Below are 17,771 nucleotides of genomic sequence, written 5' to 3'. Positions count from 1 at the left end.
TCAATCTCTCCTGGGAAAGTATTCGGCGAACAGGCCAACCGTCGCCAAAAGCGGCGCCGCCGAAAAAACAGCCGTGGTTTCATCTTTCACTGCGGATAGCCAAACCCGCAGCGGGTCATCCTTGCCGGTTGCAGCAACGTAGTGCAGGCTTGGACCCGTATCGCTGGCCCGGCCCTTTGATGTCAGGGACGCAATGTGTGCTCCAAGCTCTTCGATGCCCGTTCGGTCGGCGGTCGCTGCGCTGCATTGCAAGCGATTTCCCTGCCGTTTCCAATGGACGTTCACGACCGTAGCCAGATCAGCGGATTGCAAGGTCGCAGAGTAGAAGTAATCCGAGGTCTTGCGCTTGACCCGTGACAGCGCTTTCCGGAACTCCGCTTCCCTCAACTGCATTAGGGCCTGCGGTTCCTCCACAGTCTGGGTCAATAGAAAGCCACCGTCGCCCAGATGCCGTGCGGCCCGTTCAAAGTCGTCCGGCACTACGGTCGTCCAGCCGGCAGCGCTTAGACTTTCAGTTATCGAAGCTGCCTCAGCTTTCGGGTCGGTACAGTGTACAATCACCTCAGAAAGCTCAGCGTTGGCTGCTGCTGCGGCAGGCAAGATCAATGCTGCAATCAGGGAAACCGCTGTGAATGCCCGGCGAATACACGTAGTCCACGCGCTCAAGCCGGGCAAAGCCCCCAACTTGGAACCCAAAACGGACCGCGGTGTGTATGAAACCCGAGCAGACATTCAGCCCTTAATCGCCTCCATCACGGCCTCACCCAGCGTCGCAGGGCTGTCGGCCACCACGATGCCAGCGGCGCGCATTGCTTCGATCTTGTCTTCGGCGCCGCCTTTGCCGCCCGCAACAATCGCGCCCGCGTGGCCCATGCGGCGGCCCGGAGGGGCGGTGCGGCCCGCGATGAAACCGGCTGTGGGTTTCCAGCGGCCTGCTTTCTTCTCATCCGCGAGGAACTGGGCGGCGTCTTCTTCGGCGCTGCCGCCGATCTCACCAATCATGATGATGCTTTCCGTTTCGGGATCGGCGAGGAACATCTCAAGCACGTCGATATGTTCGGTCCCCTTGATCGGGTCGCCGCCGATGCCCACAGCCGACGACTGGCCGAGGCCCATATCCGTGGTCTGCTTCACCGCCTCATAGGTCAGCGTGCCGGAGCGGCTGACAACACCCACCGATCCGCGTTTATGGATGTGGCCGGGCATGATGCCGATCTTGCAGGCGTCGGGCGTGATCACGCCGGGGCAGTTGGGGCCGATCAGCCGCGAAGACGAGTTTTCCAGCGCGCGCTGCACTTTCATCATGTCCAGCACCGGGATGCCTTCGGTGATGCAGACGATCAGAGGCATTTCGGCGTCAATCGCTTCGAGGATCGAGTCGGCGGCAAAGGGGGGCGGCACGTAGATCACAGACGCATTGGCGTCCGTCCGCTCCATCGCCTCGTGGACCGAGTTGAACACAGGCAGGTCCAGATGCGTTTGCCCACCCTTGCCGGGTGTTACGCCGCCGACCATTTTGGTGCCATAGTCGATGGCCTGTTCGGTGTGGAACGTGCCTTGCGACCCTGTCAGGCCCTGGCAGATCACTTTGGTGTTTTCATCGATGAGTACGGCCATGACAGGTCCTTTTTACGTCTCGGAAGTTTGGGTGGGCGCGCCCGCGTGGGCGGCATAGGGGACGGGGGTCAGAACGATCTGACCGGTGAAGAATTTGAAATAGGTCGACAGCGGATACGACACCTCGCGCCAGCCGCGCTTGAGCTTTTGCACGGTCAGCGCCCAGCCTTCGGGGCGCTTGCGGTGGTTGAGGCTGGGTTCGACGCCGTCGGGTTCATTGCCCTGCTGCACCAGCGCCGGGCTGATCTGATAGGTCACCACGCTGCGCGCCGCAGGAGAGGCGTTGCGGTTGAACAGGTAATTGTCGATCGACACTGCAAAGGGTCGATGCGCCAGCATTCGCTGCGCCCCCTCGCGGTTCAGGATGTAACCGGCGGACCCGACGTGGCGGCCAAACAGCCGCCGCAGCTCGCGGCCGAGGTGGCGTGGCCCATCCTTTGCCAGCAGCACCTTGGTGTTGCGCCCGTTCCAGCGCTCGATCTTGACGAGTTGCGCATCTGCGGGCCACCACGACATGTCCCGCAGCCACGCGGCCAAGTCAGGAGAGACAAAAACGTCGTCTTCAAGGATCACGGCATAATCCGCGTCCGAGGCCATGAACCGGTCCCACGCCATTTCGTGGCTGATGGTGCAGGCCATGTTGCCCGGCTGAAACGTGCCCCATGGGCCGTTTTCCTTGCAATGGTGCAACATCACTTCGGGCGGATGTTCCTTCATGTCGAAGGCGGGGGGGAAGGCGGCGTCGATGCCCGCGCGCTCCAACTCGGTCTGCATATGCGCGCGGCGTTCGGTGGCGCGGGCGAGATTGATGACCTCGACATAGACACTCATGACCCGAACCCCTCGCCCGCAGGCAGGCGGTCTACGCGCAGAAAGGTTTCGGCAGTGTCGCCGCGCACCCCGATATGGACCACGGCGACCCGACGGCGGAGCAATTCGCGCGCTTCGATATAGGCGGTGCCGGGTGTGGCGGCAAAGGGGGCAGGCAAGGGCAGGGGCGTACCGAAGACGGGGGGCATCGCCATCTTGGCTTGCACGGCATCCACTGCGGCGCCCGCTTGGTCGCCTGCAAAGGCCACCTCGCACCGGCGTTCGGAATGGGCGGGAGTTCCCGGTGCGGGTTCAAGCGATTTGTCCCAGAAGGTCAGTTCAAACGGCAAGGGTGCGCCGGCATTCCGTTCCATGTTGGCGCGTGCGACAGCCGCCGTCTGACCCGCCTTAAAGCAATAGCTGGTAAACGCCTTAATGCCCGGATGCACAGGCCCGACCTGCGCGCTCACGGCAAAGCCGCAGGCACAGATCACGCCAGCGATCAGACAGATATGCCGGGCGAACGGTTTCATTATTGTGGGCTCCGCGCTCCGGATGTGCTGTGCATCAACGCCATGAGATCCACGCCCCTGTCACGATCTGGCCAAGGAAATTGCGGCGGCTGTTGACCCGCAGGATGGTGCCGGGCGCTGCACCGTCAATCTGCCATGCGCGCTGTGCGTCAGCATCTGCAACCGGTGTCAGGCCGTAACCCGCAGCCCCCAGTGTCGCCACCAAGGCCTGCGCAAGCGCGGACGCATCCTGCCGCCGCGCACCGACACTGCATTGATTGATGTCGCGCCCACGGCCCGCCTGAATAAAGACCGACAGCGCCACATCACCTTGCGCGCCCTGTCCGCCCAGCAAAGTCCGCGACGACTCCTCTGGTTTTGTGCCGAAATACCGTTCATTCGCGCTGCGGGCCTGCGCGCGCACATTCTGCATCGTGGGCAGGCTGGCCACACAGGCGTCTGCAAAGGCGCGCGCCGCAAGCGCAATTGTGCCGGTCGGGACCGGCTGAGCCGACAGCGGTTGTGCCGCCGGTTGAGATGCGGGCTGCACCACGGCCTGACGACGGGCCGCGTTCTGCTGTGCTGCCCGAATTTCGGCTGCACGTTCCGCACTTTGGCTGGTGAGCGCTTCGCGGTCTTCGAGCCATATGGCGGTCGCAGCGAGGCCAAGGGGCGGCAATTCAGGGCCTGTCGGGCCGGTCGCTCGCGAGATCGGGCTTTCGCAGGCGGCCAATGCCACCACGATGCCCAGAGCAAGTATAATTTGTTTCATTCAGGCCCCCGATACAAAGAATGCATAATAGGATCGTCCACCAAACACGCGCGGCACACCGGTTTGCACGCTGTTAAGCGTGCCCAGTTGCGCAAGACTGTCGCGCGCACCAGACGTGCCGACGACCATCGAACAGCGGCCCGGCACGACCTTGACCGACATGTCATAGCGCTGGTGGAAAAATGTGCCCGTCTTGGCACTTTGGGCAAAACCACCGGCGCGGGCCAAAGCGCGCGTCGCGCCCTGAAAATCGGGTTGCGTGTCGATGCAGGCTGTTTGCAGCACAGTACGGGCAAAGCGCACCGGAGTGTTGGCTGACCCCGGTTCGGCACTGGCAGAGCGGAAAATCGGCTCCGGCGCGTTTGGGGCCGGACCGGCCCCGTCATCGCAGGCGGTCAGAGCCAGCAACGCCAGCGCCACCGCTCCAATATGCCGCGCGCGGCGGATCATCCCTTGACGGCCTGCACGATCTTTTGAGCGCCGTCCTTGAGGTCATCAGCGGCGATGACGTCGAGGCCGGAATTGTTGATGATGTCCTTGCCCTGCTGCACGTTCGTCCCCTCAAGACGCACCACAAGCGGCACTTGCAGGCCCACTTCCTTGACCGCGGCGACCACGCCTTCGGCGATCACGTCGCAGCGCATGATGCCGCCAAAGATGTTGACGAGGATGCCTTTGACGTTGGGATCGGAGGTGATGATCTTGAACGCCTCGGTCACCTTTTCCTTGGTGGCGCCGCCACCCACGTCAAGAAAGTTGGCAGGCTCGGCCCCATAGAGCTTGATGATGTCCATTGTCGCCATGGCCAGACCGGCACCGTTGACCATGCAGCCAATCTCGCCATCCAGTGCGATATAGTTCAGGTCGTATTTAGAGGCGGCGAGTTCCTTGGGGTCTTCCTCGGTCTCGTCGCGCAGTTCGTTGATGTCGGCGTGGCGGTAAATTGCGTTGCCGTCAAAGCTGACCTTGGCATCCAGCACCTTGAGATCGCCGCTGTCGGTGACGATCAGCGGATTGATCTCAAGCATTTCCATGTCTTTTTCGATGAACGCCTTGTAGAGCAGGCCCATGAGGCCCACGCATTGCTTCACCTGTTTGCCTTCCAGACCCAGCATGAAGGCGATGCGCCGACCGTGATATGCCTGATACCCCGTCGCGGGATCGACGGAAAAGCTCAGGATCTTCTCGGGCGTCTCTGCGGCCACCTCTTCGATGTCCATGCCGCCTTCGGTCGAACAGACAAAGGACACGCGGCTGGTTACACGGTCAACGAGCAGGGCCAGATACATCTCGGTCTCGATGCCCGAACCGTCCTCGATATAGATGCGGTTCACTTGCTTGCCCGCCGGGCCGGTCTGATGCGTGACCAAAGTACGGCCCAACATCTTTTTGGCTTCTTCGGAGGCTTCCTCAACCGATTTGGTGAGGCGCACGCCGCCCTTTTCGCCTGCGTCCGCTTCTTTGAAGGTGCCCTTGCCGCGACCACCGGCGTGGATCTGCGCCTTGACCACCCACAACGGGCCATCCAGCGCGCCCGCTGCTGTCTTTGCGTCTTCGGCCCGCAAAACAACGCGCCCGTCCGAGACCGGAGCCCCGTAGCTGCGCAGAAGGGCTTTGGCCTGGTATTCGTGGATGTTCATGACAAATCGGTCCCGTTTGGTGGTGCAGGTTCCTGCCTATTCGACCGATGCTGAAGGTCAGGTAAACGGGTAAGATGTCGCAGGGCGGGGAAATCGGCGGAATTTCCGGATTTGTGATCACACGTTGAAAAAGTGTGATCACAAAATTTCAGACAAGGATCGAATCACGTCAGCCCGGCTGCGACTCTTCCTGCACTTCGGTGGCTTCCGCGGCCTTCAGCTTGCGCCACCGGCTAAAGAGAATCCATGCAAGCGCGACGGTCGGCACAACCGTAAGGACCGGGCTGAGATCAAATATGATCTCTACCAGAACTATTGCACCGATCGCTGCGCCCAACCGCCTGCCGTCCTTGCGAAACTTGCGGCGCATCTCTGCGATTTGCGGTGGCACCTCCTCGGGGGAGGGTGTGGGCGCACCATCCTCGAGGACCGGCGGTGGGGGTGGGGGAATATGGACCTTTGGGCCCAGATTGTCCGGCAGACGCGGTGCCACGATGCCGGGGGCCACAACCGCATAGACGCCCACTTCGTCCTGCAAATGCTTTGGGGTGGCCGGGCCAAGCGGGCGAAATTCGACCGGCCCGAGTTTTCGGCGCACCTGATCATAGACCTGTTGCGAAATCAGGATGCCGCCCACGTCCGCCATTTCCTGTAGGCGCGCAGCAAGGTTTACACCGTCTCCCAACAGGTCTTGCCCTTCGACAATCACGTCGCCCAGATGCACGCCCAACCGAAAGGACAGATGGTCGGGCGTGTCATTCAACACGGTCTGGATGTTCACCGCGCAGGACACCGCGTCCACGACTGACGGAAATTCTGCAATCAGACCGTCGCCCGATGTGTTCGCGATCCGGCCACCGCGCCCGGTGATAGACGCATCAATTACCGCCCGCGCAGCGCGCAGCGCGCGCACGGTGCCCTCTTCGTCGGTGTGCATACGGCCAGAGTAATTGGCAGCATCCGCAGCAAGGATCGTGGTCAGCTTTCGCTCAATGGGGCGGGTCTGTGGCATATGGCGACTATATGGGCAGTCTGGCGGCGCGGCGACAGGCCAATCGCGGAAAATTCTGTACCGGTTTCAATCGTCCGCCTATCCGTATCGGCGAAACCATGCGAACTGCAGCCTGTGCCACAGGGATTTGAACAGGAATCCACGCGCCTTTTTGCGGCGGATTTCGTCCGTTTTCACCGTGGGTTCAAAGCCGATATGTGTCACGTCGCCCGCCTCAAGATAGACTAGGCGAAAGCCGCGCAGCTTGTGATAATGGCTCAGGTCGCGCTCCGGCCCGATTTGCGCGTAGGGGGCACGGGCAGAGTAGTCACTGGTGCGGCGCAAGCCGGGATTGAACAAAAACTGCCCCAGCGCCGGTGCGCCTTGGGGTCGGCAATGCGCAGGGGCACGCCCGCAATCTCGGACGGCGCCGCGTGGTTCTGAGCGTCCGTTGCTTTGGACTATGCGCGCAGCATCACCGCATGAACGTCCGCGCGCGCCTCAAGGACGGCGCGACTTTCCTCAATGAACAGCGACGTGGGAAACAGCCAATCATCCTCGCAATGGTAGATGTAAGGCGTCTCCACATGACTGTACGCGCGATCAATCGAGGCGATCTGACCCAGCTGTTTCCGTATGTTGCAGAACGGATGCGGCACGGATGCCAGACGTCTTGCGACGACCTCGGCAATGCCGGGATGGTCGCTGTATTCGATCACGATGATATTGCGCACGGCACTGAGGTCGCGCGCCGCGAGGCTCGCCAGCGTCTGATCCAAGAGCTCAGGACGTGCAGGATACCAGAACAATCGTGGTGTCTTGGGTCATTGCTCAAGGCGCAGAACTGCGCTCGTATATAAAATACGCTGTGGTTTCAAAGTTTTTGCCACCCGAAGAGACCGAGTAGCGGTAGATATCTGTGCCAATTTGAAACGCAGGAAACCTGCGCCCGCGCTTTTCGATCAAACCCGTTGGTTTGGTGCGACCGGATGATGCCACCTGTTTGACGAGCCGGGCCATGATGCTGTCGAACTGTGCACGGTCGCGGATCGCTCCGTTGATGCGCAACTTGCATTCGCGCTTTTTGCGGCGCGTATCAAACGCCATTTCGGCGCTCCATCCATGTGCGCCGTCGGGGTTTGGCATCCTGAAAGTGGCCTTGCGACCGGACTGTACATAAGACGACGGTACCGCCCGCACCACGCCTGTCTCGATCCACGCCACACAGGTTTTTACAAACGCGTTGTGTTGGTCGAGGACCCTGCTTTCTAGGGGGGCTGCGTGCGCCGCGGAAATAAAGAGGCCGCTGCACAGAGCCGCTGCGTTCAGCGTTGCCTTCATACTCCCCCCATTGACCGTAATCGTGTGGATCGCCCGCGGCGCAAGAGCCGCGCGCGATCCGTTGTGCTGTCGATCAGGCGAGGCTGTCGTCGATGCCTTTGCACGCGTCGACCAGGCCCTGCACGGCTTTGACCGAGGCGTCGAACATCTCTTGCTCTTCTTTGTTGAGCTTGATGTTCACGATGCGCTCGATGCCGCCCGCACCAATCACGGTGGGCACACCCACATACATGCCCTTGAGGCCAAATTCACCGTCGCAATTCGCTGCACAGGGCAGCACGCGCTTTTGATCCTTGAGATAGGCTTCGGCCATCTCAATGGCGGATGTGGCAGGTGCATAATAGGCGGAACCGGTTTTCAGCAGGCCAACGATCTCGGCGCCGCCGTCACGGGTGCGTTGCACAATCGCGTCCAGCTTTTCCTGTGTGGTCCAGCCCATGTCGACCAGATCGGGCAGCGGGATACCTGCAACAGTCGAATAGCGCACAGATGGCACCATCGTGTCGCCATGGCCGCCCAGCACAAATGCCGTCACGTCCTTCATCGACACGTCGAACTCCTCGGCGAGGAAGTGGCGGAAGCGCGCGCTGTCCAGCACACCAGCCATGCCGCAGACCTTTTCAGCGGGCAGGCCCGAGAACTGTTGCAGCGCCCAAACCATCGCGTCGAGCGGGTTGGTGATGCAGATGACAAAGGCGTCGGGGGCGTTGGCGGCAATGCCTTCGCCGACGGATTTCATAACCTTGAGGTTGATGCCCAAGAGGTCATCGCGGCTCATCCCCGGTTTGCGCGGCACACCGGCGGTCACGATGCAGACATCTGCGCCCGCGATGTCCGCGTAGGACTGTGTGCCCTTCAGCTTGGCGTCGAACCCTTCGGAGGGACCGGATTCCGCGATATCCAGCGCTTTGCCTTCGGGCGTGCCTTCGGCGATGTCGAACAGGACGATGTCGCCCAGTTCCTTGAGCGCTGCGAGGTGGGCAATGGTGCCACCGATCTGCCCGGCGCCGATCAGCGCGATCTTGGGTCTGGCCATGGGTGAAATTCTCCGCACTAGGGGTTTTCGTTGGCGCGGTGCCTAGCGCTTGGGCGCGGACCTTGCAAGTCTGCTGCACTGCGGCACGACCGCCCGCCTGCTCTGGCGGTGACGCACGCCGCGCGCTAAGGGAAAGGGAACGCACAGTTTTTACGGACGTTTTCCGATGCTCGACCTGACTTGGGCCTTTTTTGCCATTGCCGGGCCTGCTGCCATCTTTGCGGGCATCTCCAAAGGCGGGTTCGGGTCGGGGGCCGCGTTCGCAGCCTCTTCGATTCTGGCACTGGTGGTGGAACCGGGACTGGCGCTGGGCGTCATGCTGCCCCTGCTGATGCTGGTCGACGTGGCGACGCTGCGGCCCTATTGGCGCAAATGGCACTGGCCCACGGCGCGGCTGATGATCCTCGGCGGTGTGCCCGGAGTGGCCATCGGGGCGGCGTTCTACGCCCAGTCCAACCCGGACGTGCTGCGCGTGCTCATCGGTGTGATTTCCATCGGGTTTGTCATCTGGCAACTGGGCCGATCGCGCGGCTGGATTCGCATCGCCGCGTCGGCCCTGCCACGCTGGGCGGGCGGGCTGGCGGGCACGGTCGCGGGCTTTACCAGCTTTGTCAGTCACGCGGGGGGGCCACCTGCGGCCGTTTACCTGTTGTCGCTCAAGACAACCAAGACCGAGTATCAGGCCAACACGGTGCTGATCTTTACCGCCATCAATATCGCCAAATTCGTGCCTTACGCCTTTCTGGGGATGTTCACGGCGGAAACGGGACTTGCCAATCTGGCGCTTGCGCCTTTTGCTCTGCTGGGCGCCTGGATCGGGGTCAAGATGCACTTCATGGTGCCGGAACGCATATTCTTTGCGCTCACCTACGTGTTGCTTACCGTAACAGGGACCAAGCTGATCTGGGACGGACTGACATGATCCGCGCCTTTTTCGCCGCTGACACGGACGCTGCCATCCGGCTTTACCGGCATCTGGTCGGGGACCAACCGCTCGCTGCGCCGGAGACGTTCGCAGCTGTCATCGCTCATCCCGGAACGACCGTGCTGGGCGATTGGGACGGGGCATTCGCCCGCGCCATGGCAACGCTGCACATCCTGCCCAACATGACCCAAGGCGGGCGGCCCTACGCACTGATCGAAAATGTGGTCACTGATGCCGATCACCGTGGTGCCGGTCACGGTCGCCGTGTGATGGAGGCGGCCGTGCAGGCCGCATGGGGCACTGATTGCTACAAGATCATGCTGTTGACCGGTCAGACCGCAGAGGCCCGCGGGTTCTACGAGGCGCTTGGCTTCAGCGCAGACGAAAAATGGGGCATGACCCTGCGCCGCGCGCCGCTGCGGCGACCATGAAAAAAGGCGCACCACTTGGCGCGCCCCTTCCTGATTTCCAATTCAGGCCCGGATCTCAGGCGTCGTTGCCCTTGGCAGGCAGCGCCTCGGCCAGTTCTTCGAACGCCTGACCAGAGGCAACAAGGCAAGTCATGCCGTTGGGTGTGGTCACCGTGATGGTCCAACTGCCCGTCTCCTCGGAGGCAAACACCTCGATCACCGCGTTGTTGGCACCCAGCCCCATGGACTGCCGCGTTTCACCGTACCCTTCGGCCAGCCGCGTCACCACAACGTCGCGGGGTCCGCAATTGCGCTGTTGCTGTGCGTCTGCCGCAGTGGCACCAAAAGCACCCAGCAGGGCGGTCGCGGCCAGTGCGCCCATCATCATGAAATTCCGTGTCATCACGTTCGCCTTTCCCAAGCAAGTGGCAAAACCACTGGTCATCTGGCCCATCCGGATCGTCCGGCGATGACCGGGCAGCCCCGGTTCGATGTTCCGCGTCTCACTCCCGCAAAGTCCTCGGCGGCCCTGCCGAAACGGCCCTCCCGAAGAGAGCGGAACGGGGATCAGCCTGCGCCGTGAGGTTGAATTAATGGTTAACCCTGCGCGCGGTGTTCCTTGCAATTTGAGCGATGCGGCCTTGCAGCACAGATTTTACGCAGAAATTTCTGCACTGCAGCGCAATTGCTCTTGAACTATGTGCAAAAAAATGCCCCTTTCCGCGCAACTTTATGACTTCAGGAATCCGCCCATGGCCACTGCCCGTCCGCTTCGCTCCGTGCTTTACATTCCCGGCTCAAAGCCGCGTGCGCTGGACAAGGCACGCGGGTTGCCTGTGGACGCGATTATCTTTGATCTCGAGGATGCTGTGTCGCCGGACGAAAAGGAAACGGCGCGCGCAACTTTGGCAGAGGCCTTGGCAACAGGCGGATATGGCCATCGGATGAAAATCGTCCGCATCAATGGTTTTGACACCGATTGGGGCTTGGCTGACGCTGTCGCGGCGGCAGGGATGGGGGCTGATGCCATTCTGCTGCCCAAGGTGGACAGCCCTGCCGATCTTGATGCGCTGGCGGCCCATACCGGCGATATACCCCTGTGGGCCATGATGGAAAGCCCGCTGGGAATGCTCAATGCCGCCGACATCGCAGCCCACCCAAAGCTCGAAGGCATGGTCATGGGCACCAACGACCTCGCAAAAGAGCTTCAGACCCGGTTCCGGGCCGACCGGCTTGCGCTGCAAACCGGGCTTGGCCTGTGCGTGCTGGCGGCCAAAGCCCACGGGGTTGCGATCATCGACGGTGTCTACAACGCCTTCAAGGATACGGACGGGCTTGCCATGGAATGCGAACAGGGCCGTGATATGGGCTTTGACGGCAAAACGTTGATCCACCCGGCGCAGGTCGATGTGGCCAACGCGGCCTTTTCCCCGTCTGAGGACGAGGTCGACCTTGCGCGCCGTCAGATCGCCGCCTTCGAAGAGGCCGAGGCGGCAGGGCAGGGCGTCGCGGTTGTGGATGGACGGATCGTCGAAAACCTGCACATCGTGACCGCGCGCGAGACCCTGGCCAAGGCCGAGGCGATCGCGGTCATGGCGGAGGGATAGCATGTACTGGATCATTTTATGTGTCGGCGTTGCCCTGTGGTGGGCGGCCCATCTGTTCAAACGTGTGGCCCCTGATCGTCGGGCGGCGATGGGCGACGGCGGCAAGGGGATCGTAACGGCGGCGCTGGCCATTGGTATCGTGCTGATGGTCATCGGCTATCGTGGGACGGAGTTTGTCCCGGTCTGGCAGCCGCCTGCATTCATGGTCCATATCAACAATCTGGGGATGCTGGTTGCCATCTACTTGCTCACTCCGGCGGCCAAACGCGGCAAGCTGCTGGCGGGGATGCGCCATCCGATGCTCACCGGGTTCTCGATCTGGGCGGTCGTGCATCTGCTGGTGAATGGCGATCTGGCGTCAATCATTCTGTTTGGCGGATTGCTGGTCTGGGCGATTGCCACCGCGCGCATCATCAACGCGGCCGAGCCGAACTGGAGCCCGGCGCCTGCTGAACGCTCCTATGCCAAGGATGCGATGTTCATGGCGGCGTCCGTGGTCGCCTTGGGTGCCATCGGCTTTGTCCACAGCTGGCTGGGTGTCTGGCCGTTCCCGGGGTAAACATATGAAACTCTACCGTTTTCTGTCCGAAGAGGACACGTCCGCCTTTTGCCACAAGGTCACGGCCGCGCTGAATACAGGGTGGGAGTTGCAGGGCAGCCCGACCCAGACATGGGACCACGCAGCGGGTGTGATGCGCTGCGGACAGGCGGTCGTCAAAGACGTGGCGGGCGACTACCACCCCGACATCAAGCTGGGAGACCAATGATGGCCCATGCCAAAGCCAAGACCAATGCGGGCCGCTTTTTTGAAGACTACCGCGTGGGTCAGGTGATTGACCATGCTGTGCCGCGGACTGTCGGCGCTGGCGAGCGGGCGCTTTATCATGCGCTCTATCCGGCGCGGCACGCGCTGTATTCATCGGATGCGTTTGCGCAGGCCTGCGGCCTGCCAGCTGCACCGCTGGATGATATGATCGCCTTTCATACGGTGTTTGGCAAAACCGTGCCTGACATCTCTCTGAATGCGGTGGCCAATCTGGGCTATGCCGAAGGCCGTTGGCTGGCGCCGGTTTGGCCGGGGGACACGCTGCGGTCGAGTTCCGAAGTGATCGGGCTGAAGCAGAATTCCAATGGCAAGACGGGCGTGGTCTGGGTGCGCACGACCGGGCGCAATCAGCACGGAACAGCGGTATTGAGCTATGTGCGTTGGGTTATGGTGCGCAAGCGGGATATGGACGCAGCCGCGCCCGAAACGGTGGTGCCCGCGCTTGCCGACGCAGTGCCCGCTGAAAGCCTTGTGGTGCCGCAAGGTCTCGACTTTGGCAGCTATGATTTTGCCCTCGCCGGGGAGCCGCATCGCTGGGGCGACTATGCAGTGGGTGAGCGCATCGACCATGTCGACGGTGTCACGGTCGAGGAGGCCGAGCACATGATGGCCACGCGCCTTTGGCAGAACACGGCCAAAGTGCATTTCGATACGTCCGCGCGACCTGACGGCACGCGGCTGATCTATGGTGGGCATGTGATCTCTATGGCGCGGGCGTTGAGTTTCAACGGCTTGGCCAACGCGCAGTTGGTGGTGGGGTTGAACGCAGGGGCTCATGCCAACCCTTGTCTTGCCGGGGACACGATCCGCGCGTGGACGGAAGTTCTGGACAGCGCCGAAACGGCAGCGCCGGGGGTCGGTGCGCTGCGCCTGCGTCTGGTGGCGACCAAGGGTGGCGCGCCGTTCGCGTTGCGCGGCGCAGACGGCAAATACCTGCCCGACGTCTTGCTCGACCTTGATTATTGGGCTTTGCTTCCGGTGTAGGGATACCGGGTGACGTGCGTTCTGACGAACGACACCCCACCCGCCATCCCTTAAGCGCCCGGAGGAGGCTGATGTTGCGTTACCTGATCTTCTGTCTGCTTGTTCCTGGCATTGCCTTTGCCAACGCGGACGAGGACCGATTTGTCGCGGCAAACCTCTTGAGTGTCTTTTATCACGAGTTGGGCCACGCGATGATCGACGTGCTGGGCCTGCCTGTGTTCGGCCAAGAGGAGGATGCCGCCGATGTCGCCTCCATCCTGATGATCGACACGTTCTATGAGGAGGATGTCGCGCAGGATTTGGCCTATGATGCCGCCTTTGGGTTCTGGGCAGAGGCGGAACTGGGCGCGGATGCCATCTACTGGGACGTGCACGGGCCAGACGAACAGCGTTTTTTTAACACCGTCTGCCTGTTCTACGGCGCCAACCCGCAAGCGCGCGACGGTTTTGCAGCCGATATGGGCCTGCCCGAAGAGCGTGCCGACACCTGCCCCGAGGAATACGATCTGGCGATGGACAGTTGGGGCGCTGTAATGGACGAGATCGCAGGCCCCGGCGACAGCCTGATTTTTGATGCGGATGGCAAGCAGTCCATGACAGCTGAACTGGTTGGTGCGGAGGTGGCGGCCCTCAACGGCGATTTCATCTTTCCTGAACCCATTGCCGTGCGCGTTGCACCCTGTGGCGAGGCCAACGCCTATTACGATCCCGCCACGGTCGAGATTGTGATGTGTACCGAATTCGAAGCTCATTTGCGCGCACTCTTTGCCTTGATTGAATAGACGCGGAAATGTGATCGACCTACGGGCAAAAGCCCCGCTAGGGTCGGGCCATGCTGCGATACGCCACCCTTCTGTCGATGCTGCCCACGCTTGGCCATGCTTGCGATCTGGCCTTGCTTCTGGCGGTCGATGTGTCGGGATCGGTGGATCGGCAGGAATTCCGCGTCCAGATGGGCGGACTGGCCACGGGCCTGCGTGACGGGATCGTGGCAGACGCGCTGGTCAGCCAGCAGGCCCATGTGGCGCTGGTGCAATGGACGGGCGCGTCACGCCAACGCCAGACAATCCCATGGACGCCGATGCACAGCTATGCAGATGTTTTGGCGCTGGCTGACCGAATTGATCAGGACGAGCGGATTTGGCGCAACTATTCCACCGCCATTGGAGAGGCGCTTGCCGTGTCGCGCGCGGCCTTTGCAGAGGTGCCGCAGTGCGCGCGCCGGGTCATCGACGTGTCCGGCGACGGCATTTCGAACGAAGGCATCGCGCCAGACACGCAACGCGCCGCTCTCAATGCAGATGGGATCACTGTAAATGCCCTGGCCATTGAGACCGATAGCACCGACCTGACCGCCTATTTCTTTGAGAACCTGATTGCGGGTCCGGGTGCCTTTGTGATGACGGCGGATGGATTCGCGGACTATCCGGTTCAGATCAAACGCAAACTCCAGCGCGAGACCACAAGACAGGCCGTCGATGTGGCAAAGTAGCTCTTTGTGATCACAGCTTGGAAATAAGTGATCACGTTGTCGGCGAATTCCCTCTAATGCGCCAAAAAACCGCGCCACTTGTGACCGCTGGGCACGTGACTTGCGCGTAAAATCCGCTATCACTGGCTCAGCCAAAGAAAAGGAAGCGCCATGGCCGATGTCAATCGGGGCAATCGCCCGCTCTCGCCACACCTGACCATCTACCGCCCGCAACTGACGTCGATGACGTCGATCCTGACACGGATCACAGGCAATGCCCTTTTGATCTCGTCGCTGTTGGTGATCTGGTGGTTGCTGGCTGCGGCCACGTCGCCTGAGTATTTTGCAGTGGCCGACGGGGTGCTGACCAGCTTTTTCGGCGATCTGGTGATGACCTTGTCGCTGTGGGGGCTGTGGTATCATACGCTGGCTGGCGTGCGGCACCTGATGTGGGACAACGGCATCGGCCTTGACCTCGACACAGCGGAAAAGATGGGCTGGGCCGTGATTGGCGGGTCTGTTGTTCTGACCCTGTTCACCATCATCGTGATCTGAGGAGAGACGGATGCGCTATCTGACCGACCGCAAACGCGCCGTGGGCATGGGCTCTGCCAAGACCGGCACCGCACATTTCTGGGCCATGAAAGTCAGCAGCTTTGCACTGCTGATCCTGATTCCCCTGTTCGTCTTTACCTTTGGTCCGATGTTGGGTGAAAGCCACGCGGATGTGACGGCGTATTTCGCGCGGCCTTTCCCGGCGATTGTGGCCGCGCTGACCATCGTGGTGACCATGATGCACTTTAAGGACGGTGTGCAGGTGCTGATCGAGGACTACGTTCATGGAACAGCGCAGAAGGTGGCGATCCTCGCCATGATCTGCCTGAGCTACGCCGCGGCGGCGACAGGCGTGTTCGCCATCGCCCGCATCGCACTTTGATTGAAGCCCAAGGAGGCAAGTCCATGGCTGCTTACGATTACGAAACACATGAATATGACGTCGTTGTGGTTGGGGCCGGTGGGGCCGGATTGCGCGCAACCCTGGGCATGGCCGAACAGGGCCTGCGCACCGCCTGTGTGACCAAGGTTTTTCCGACCCGCTCGCACACTGTGGCCGCTCAGGGCGGCATTGCCGCATCGCTGTCGAACATGGGGCCCGACAACTGGCAGTGGCATATGTACGACACAGTCAAGGGTTCGGATTGGCTGGGCGACACCGATGCCATGGAGTACCTCGCCCGTGAGGCGCCCAAAGCGGTTTACGAGCTTGAACACTACGGCGTGCCGTTTTCGCGCACCGAAGAGGGCAAGATTTACCAACGCCCCTTTGGCGGACACACCACAGAATTTGGCGAAGGGCCCCCGGTGCAACGCACCTGTGCCGCAGCGGACCGGACCGGCCACGCGATCCTGCACACGCTCTATGGTCAATCGCTCAAGAACAACGCGGAATTCTACATCGAATATTTCGCCATCGACCTGATCATGGGCGATGACGGGGAATGTCAGGGTGTGCTCTGCTGGAAGCTGGATGACGGCACGATGCACCTGTTTGCGGCCAAGATGGTCGTGCTGGCGACGGGTGGCTATGGCCGCGCCTATTTCAGCGCCACATCCGCGCACACCTGTACCGGCGACGGCGGTGGTATGACGGCGCGCGCAGGTTTGCCGCTGCAGGATATGGAATTCGTGCAGTTCCATCCCACTGGCATCTACGGATCGGGCTGCCTGATCACTGAAGGCGCGCGGGGCGAGGGCGGTTACCTCACCAATTCCGAGGGTGAGCGGTTCATGGAACGCTATGCGCCCACCTACAAGGACCTCGCCAGCCGTGATGTGGTCAGCCGCTGCATGACGCTGGAGATCCGCGAAGGGCGTGGCGTGGGCGCGGAGGGGGATCACATCCACCTGCACCTCAACCACCTGCCGCCGGAAACGCTGGCAGAACGTCTGCCGGGCATTTCGGAAAGTGCGCGCATTTTCGCAGGCGTGGACCTGACCAAGGAGCCGATCCCGGTCCTGCCCACTGTGCACTACAACATGGGTGGTATCCCGACGAATTACTGGGGCGAAGTGCTCGCCCCAACCAAAGACAACCCCAACGCCATTGCACCGGGCCTGATGGCCGTGGGTGAGGCAGGCTGTGCCTCTGTTCACGGGGCGAACCGTCTGGGCTCCAACTCTCTCATCGACCTCGTGGTCTTTGGCCGTGCGGCGGCCATTCGCGCCCGCGAAGTTGTGGATGCAGAGGCAGCGGTGCCCACGCCCAGCAAGCGGTCGATCGAGGCGGCGTTCAGCCGGTTTGACGGGCTGCGGTATGCGGGCGGCCACGTGCCAACGGCAGAACTGCGGCTTGAGATGCAAAAGACGATGCAGCAGGATGCGGCCGTCTTCCGCACCGACAAGACATTGGCCGAAGGTCAGGAGAAAATGGAGGGCGTCGCGGGCAAGATCAGCGATCTCAAGGTTTCGGACACGTCGCTGGTGTGGAACTCCGACCTGATGGAAACGCTGGAACTGACCAACCTGATCCCCAACGCTGTGGCCACAGTCACGGCGGCGGCAGCCCGCAAGGAAAGCCGCGGCGCCCATGCGCACGAGGATTACCCGGACCGCGACGACGAGAACTGGCGCAAGCATTCGCTCATCTGGTTCAAGGGCAATGAGGCATCGCTTGGTTTCCGCGGTGTGATCACGCAGCCTCTGACCAGCCACAATGACGGGGGCATCGACCTCAAGAAAATCGCGCCCAAGGCGCGGGTCTACTAAGGCCGGTGGCCCTGTGCTGTCACACGCCCCCATGCTCGCCCCGGCGGCGGGTTTGAGGCCGCC

Annotated in this window: 24 protein-coding genes; 11 read left to right on the top strand and 13 right to left on the bottom strand. The window is 61.7% G+C overall.

The window, feature by feature from the left end; translation table 11 throughout:
- From Q1A85_RS11595 to mdh, 12 genes are all read right to left on the bottom strand, one after another.
- A complete protein-coding gene (locus Q1A85_RS11595; protein WP_299688992.1) occupies window positions 1-606 on the bottom strand; it encodes a hypothetical protein in 606 nt (201 codons plus the stop codon).
- Window positions 607-732: 126 nt separating this feature from the next.
- Entirely contained in the window at window positions 733-1,617 is an 885-nt protein-coding gene (gene sucD, locus Q1A85_RS11590; RefSeq protein WP_299688990.1) for a succinate--CoA ligase subunit alpha, read from the bottom strand.
- 12 nt (window positions 1,618-1,629) lie between these two features.
- Entirely contained in the window at window positions 1,630-2,448 is an 819-nt protein-coding gene (locus Q1A85_RS11585; RefSeq protein ID WP_299688988.1) for a glycosyltransferase family 25 protein, read from the bottom strand.
- Window positions 2,445-2,960 carry a hypothetical protein gene (locus Q1A85_RS11580; protein ID WP_299688986.1) on the bottom strand — a complete coding sequence of 172 codons (516 nt, stop codon included), beginning with the start codon at window positions 2,958-2,960 and terminating at the stop codon, window positions 2,445-2,447. Before Q1A85_RS11580 ends, Q1A85_RS11585 begins: the two co-directional genes overlap by 4 nt.
- A 34-nt stretch (window positions 2,961-2,994) precedes the next feature.
- Window positions 2,995-3,711, bottom strand: a complete 717-nt coding sequence (locus Q1A85_RS11575) for a lipoprotein (RefSeq protein WP_299688984.1) — start codon at window positions 3,709-3,711, stop codon at window positions 2,995-2,997.
- Entirely contained in the window at window positions 3,712-4,161 is a 450-nt protein-coding gene (locus Q1A85_RS11570) for a hypothetical protein (protein WP_299688982.1), read from the bottom strand.
- A complete protein-coding gene (gene sucC / locus Q1A85_RS11565; protein WP_299688979.1) occupies window positions 4,158-5,351 on the bottom strand; it encodes an ADP-forming succinate--CoA ligase subunit beta in 1,194 nt (397 codons plus the stop codon). The genes Q1A85_RS11570 and sucC overlap by 4 nt, the downstream gene beginning before the upstream one ends.
- A gap of 169 nt (window positions 5,352-5,520) precedes the next feature.
- A complete protein-coding gene (locus Q1A85_RS11560) occupies window positions 5,521-6,363 on the bottom strand; it encodes an adenylate/guanylate cyclase domain-containing protein (protein WP_299688977.1) in 843 nt (280 codons plus the stop codon).
- A gap of 78 nt (window positions 6,364-6,441) precedes the next feature.
- On the bottom strand, window positions 6,442-6,702 hold the full coding sequence (locus Q1A85_RS11555) for a hypothetical protein (RefSeq protein ID WP_299688975.1): 261 nt from the start codon (window positions 6,700-6,702) through the stop codon (window positions 6,442-6,444).
- A gap of 101 nt (window positions 6,703-6,803) precedes the next feature.
- Entirely contained in the window at window positions 6,804-7,121 is a 318-nt protein-coding gene (locus Q1A85_RS11550) for a hypothetical protein (protein ID WP_299688973.1), read from the bottom strand.
- Window positions 7,122-7,173: 52 nt separating this feature from the next.
- A complete protein-coding gene (locus tag Q1A85_RS11545) occupies window positions 7,174-7,449 on the bottom strand; it encodes a hypothetical protein (protein ID WP_299688971.1) in 276 nt (91 codons plus the stop codon).
- 307 nt (window positions 7,450-7,756) lie between these two features.
- Window positions 7,757-8,719 (bottom strand): malate dehydrogenase, encoded by a 963-nt coding sequence (gene mdh, locus Q1A85_RS11540; RefSeq protein ID WP_299688969.1) that lies wholly within the window; start codon window positions 8,717-8,719, stop codon window positions 7,757-7,759.
- A 166-nt stretch (window positions 8,720-8,885) separates the two neighbouring features.
- On the opposite strand from mdh, the gene Q1A85_RS11535 reads away from it, so the two are divergent.
- Together Q1A85_RS11535 and Q1A85_RS11530 are read left to right on the top strand one after the other, a co-directional pair.
- Window positions 8,886-9,641, top strand: a complete 756-nt coding sequence (locus tag Q1A85_RS11535; protein WP_299688967.1) for a sulfite exporter TauE/SafE family protein — start codon at window positions 8,886-8,888, stop codon at window positions 9,639-9,641.
- A complete protein-coding gene (locus tag Q1A85_RS11530; RefSeq protein ID WP_299688964.1) occupies window positions 9,638-10,075 on the top strand; it encodes a GNAT family N-acetyltransferase in 438 nt (145 codons plus the stop codon). Before Q1A85_RS11535 ends, Q1A85_RS11530 begins: the two co-directional genes overlap by 4 nt.
- A gap of 55 nt (window positions 10,076-10,130) precedes the next feature.
- Here Q1A85_RS11530 and Q1A85_RS11525 read toward each other — a convergent pair whose 3' ends face one another.
- Window positions 10,131-10,439, bottom strand: a complete 309-nt coding sequence (locus Q1A85_RS11525) for a hypothetical protein (protein ID WP_299690176.1) — start codon at window positions 10,437-10,439, stop codon at window positions 10,131-10,133.
- A gap of 367 nt (window positions 10,440-10,806) precedes the next feature.
- Between Q1A85_RS11525 and Q1A85_RS11520 the strand changes: the two genes are divergently transcribed.
- The 9 genes from Q1A85_RS11520 to sdhA all read left to right on the top strand — a co-directional run bounded on the left by Q1A85_RS11520 (window position 10,807) and on the right by sdhA (window position 17,708).
- The gene (locus Q1A85_RS11520; RefSeq protein ID WP_299688961.1) at window positions 10,807-11,661 is read left to right on the top strand and encodes a CoA ester lyase; all 855 of its coding nucleotides are present in this window, start codon (window positions 10,807-10,809) and stop codon (window positions 11,659-11,661) included.
- Between the two features lies 1 nt (window position 11,662).
- Window positions 11,663-12,220, top strand: coding sequence for an NnrU family protein (locus Q1A85_RS11515; protein ID WP_299688958.1), 558 nt, complete (start codon window positions 11,663-11,665; stop codon window positions 12,218-12,220).
- A gap of 4 nt (window positions 12,221-12,224) precedes the next feature.
- Entirely contained in the window at window positions 12,225-12,428 is a 204-nt protein-coding gene (locus tag Q1A85_RS11510) for a DUF1737 domain-containing protein (protein WP_299688955.1), read from the top strand.
- Window positions 12,428-13,471, top strand: a complete 1,044-nt coding sequence (locus Q1A85_RS11505) for a MaoC family dehydratase (RefSeq protein ID WP_299688952.1) — start codon at window positions 12,428-12,430, stop codon at window positions 13,469-13,471. Before Q1A85_RS11510 ends, Q1A85_RS11505 begins: the two co-directional genes overlap by 1 nt.
- Window positions 13,472-13,542: 71 nt before the next feature.
- Window positions 13,543-14,253 (top strand): DUF4344 domain-containing metallopeptidase, encoded by a 711-nt coding sequence (locus Q1A85_RS11500; RefSeq protein ID WP_299688922.1) that lies wholly within the window; start codon window positions 13,543-13,545, stop codon window positions 14,251-14,253.
- 50 nt (window positions 14,254-14,303) lie between these two features.
- On the top strand, window positions 14,304-14,963 hold the full coding sequence (locus Q1A85_RS11495) for a DUF1194 domain-containing protein (RefSeq protein ID WP_299688919.1): 660 nt from the start codon (window positions 14,304-14,306) through the stop codon (window positions 14,961-14,963).
- Between the two features lie 150 nt (window positions 14,964-15,113).
- Window positions 15,114-15,497, top strand: coding sequence for a succinate dehydrogenase, cytochrome b556 subunit (sdhC, locus tag Q1A85_RS11490; protein WP_299688916.1), 384 nt, complete (start codon window positions 15,114-15,116; stop codon window positions 15,495-15,497).
- Window positions 15,498-15,507: 10 nt separating this feature from the next.
- Complete coding sequence (sdhD, locus tag Q1A85_RS11485) at window positions 15,508-15,879, top strand: succinate dehydrogenase, hydrophobic membrane anchor protein (RefSeq protein ID WP_299688913.1); 372 nt, start codon at window positions 15,508-15,510, stop codon at window positions 15,877-15,879.
- A 23-nt stretch (window positions 15,880-15,902) separates the two neighbouring features.
- Window positions 15,903-17,708, top strand: coding sequence for a succinate dehydrogenase flavoprotein subunit (gene sdhA / locus Q1A85_RS11480; protein ID WP_299688910.1), 1,806 nt, complete (start codon window positions 15,903-15,905; stop codon window positions 17,706-17,708).
- Window positions 17,709-17,771: the final 63 nt, after the last annotated feature.

Origin of the sequence: uncultured Tateyamaria sp. (assembly GCF_947503385.1) — a bacterium.
Lineage (GTDB): Bacteria > Pseudomonadota > Alphaproteobacteria > Rhodobacterales > Rhodobacteraceae > Tateyamaria.
This window is presented reverse-complemented; position numbering and strand designations above follow the sequence as displayed.

Excerpts from the sequence above, each read along its gene's own strand:
- Q1A85_RS11515 (WP_299688958.1), top strand. The coding sequence starts at position 11,663 with ATGTACTGGATCATTTTATGTGTCGGCGTTGCCCTGTGGTGGGCGGCC.
- sdhC (WP_299688916.1), top strand. The coding sequence starts at position 15,114 with ATGGCCGATGTCAATCGGGGCAATCGCCCGCTCTCGCCACACCTGACC.
- sdhA (WP_299688910.1), top strand. The coding sequence starts at position 15,903 with ATGGCTGCTTACGATTACGAAACACATGAATATGACGTCGTTGTGGTT.
- sucD (WP_299688990.1), bottom strand. The coding sequence starts at position 1,617 with ATGGCCGTACTCATCGATGAAAACACCAAAGTGATCTGCCAGGGCCTG.
- mdh (WP_299688969.1), bottom strand. The coding sequence starts at position 8,719 with ATGGCCAGACCCAAGATCGCGCTGATCGGCGCCGGGCAGATCGGTGGC.
- Q1A85_RS11505 (WP_299688952.1), top strand. The coding sequence starts at position 12,428 with ATGGCCCATGCCAAAGCCAAGACCAATGCGGGCCGCTTTTTTGAAGAC.
- Q1A85_RS11525 (WP_299690176.1), bottom strand. The coding sequence starts at position 10,439 with ATGATGGGCGCACTGGCCGCGACCGCCCTGCTGGGTGCTTTTGGTGCC.
- Q1A85_RS11580 (WP_299688986.1), bottom strand. The coding sequence starts at position 2,960 with ATGAAACCGTTCGCCCGGCATATCTGTCTGATCGCTGGCGTGATCTGT.
- Q1A85_RS11510 (WP_299688955.1), top strand. The coding sequence starts at position 12,225 with ATGAAACTCTACCGTTTTCTGTCCGAAGAGGACACGTCCGCCTTTTGC.
- sdhD (WP_299688913.1), top strand. The coding sequence starts at position 15,508 with ATGCGCTATCTGACCGACCGCAAACGCGCCGTGGGCATGGGCTCTGCC.
- Q1A85_RS11560 (WP_299688977.1), bottom strand. The coding sequence starts at position 6,363 with ATGCCACAGACCCGCCCCATTGAGCGAAAGCTGACCACGATCCTTGCT.
- Q1A85_RS11495 (WP_299688919.1), top strand. The coding sequence starts at position 14,304 with ATGCTGCGATACGCCACCCTTCTGTCGATGCTGCCCACGCTTGGCCAT.
- Q1A85_RS11570 (WP_299688982.1), bottom strand. The coding sequence starts at position 4,161 with ATGATCCGCCGCGCGCGGCATATTGGAGCGGTGGCGCTGGCGTTGCTG.
- Q1A85_RS11535 (WP_299688967.1), top strand. The coding sequence starts at position 8,886 with ATGCTCGACCTGACTTGGGCCTTTTTTGCCATTGCCGGGCCTGCTGCC.
- Q1A85_RS11545 (WP_299688971.1), bottom strand. The coding sequence starts at position 7,449 with ATGGCGTTTGATACGCGCCGCAAAAAGCGCGAATGCAAGTTGCGCATC.
- Q1A85_RS11500 (WP_299688922.1), top strand. The coding sequence starts at position 13,543 with ATGTTGCGTTACCTGATCTTCTGTCTGCTTGTTCCTGGCATTGCCTTT.
- Q1A85_RS11530 (WP_299688964.1), top strand. The coding sequence starts at position 9,638 with ATGATCCGCGCCTTTTTCGCCGCTGACACGGACGCTGCCATCCGGCTT.
- Q1A85_RS11585 (WP_299688988.1), bottom strand. The coding sequence starts at position 2,448 with ATGAGTGTCTATGTCGAGGTCATCAATCTCGCCCGCGCCACCGAACGC.
- sucC (WP_299688979.1), bottom strand. The coding sequence starts at position 5,351 with ATGAACATCCACGAATACCAGGCCAAAGCCCTTCTGCGCAGCTACGGG.
- Q1A85_RS11520 (WP_299688961.1), top strand. The coding sequence starts at position 10,807 with ATGGCCACTGCCCGTCCGCTTCGCTCCGTGCTTTACATTCCCGGCTCA.
- Q1A85_RS11575 (WP_299688984.1), bottom strand. The coding sequence starts at position 3,711 with ATGAAACAAATTATACTTGCTCTGGGCATCGTGGTGGCATTGGCCGCC.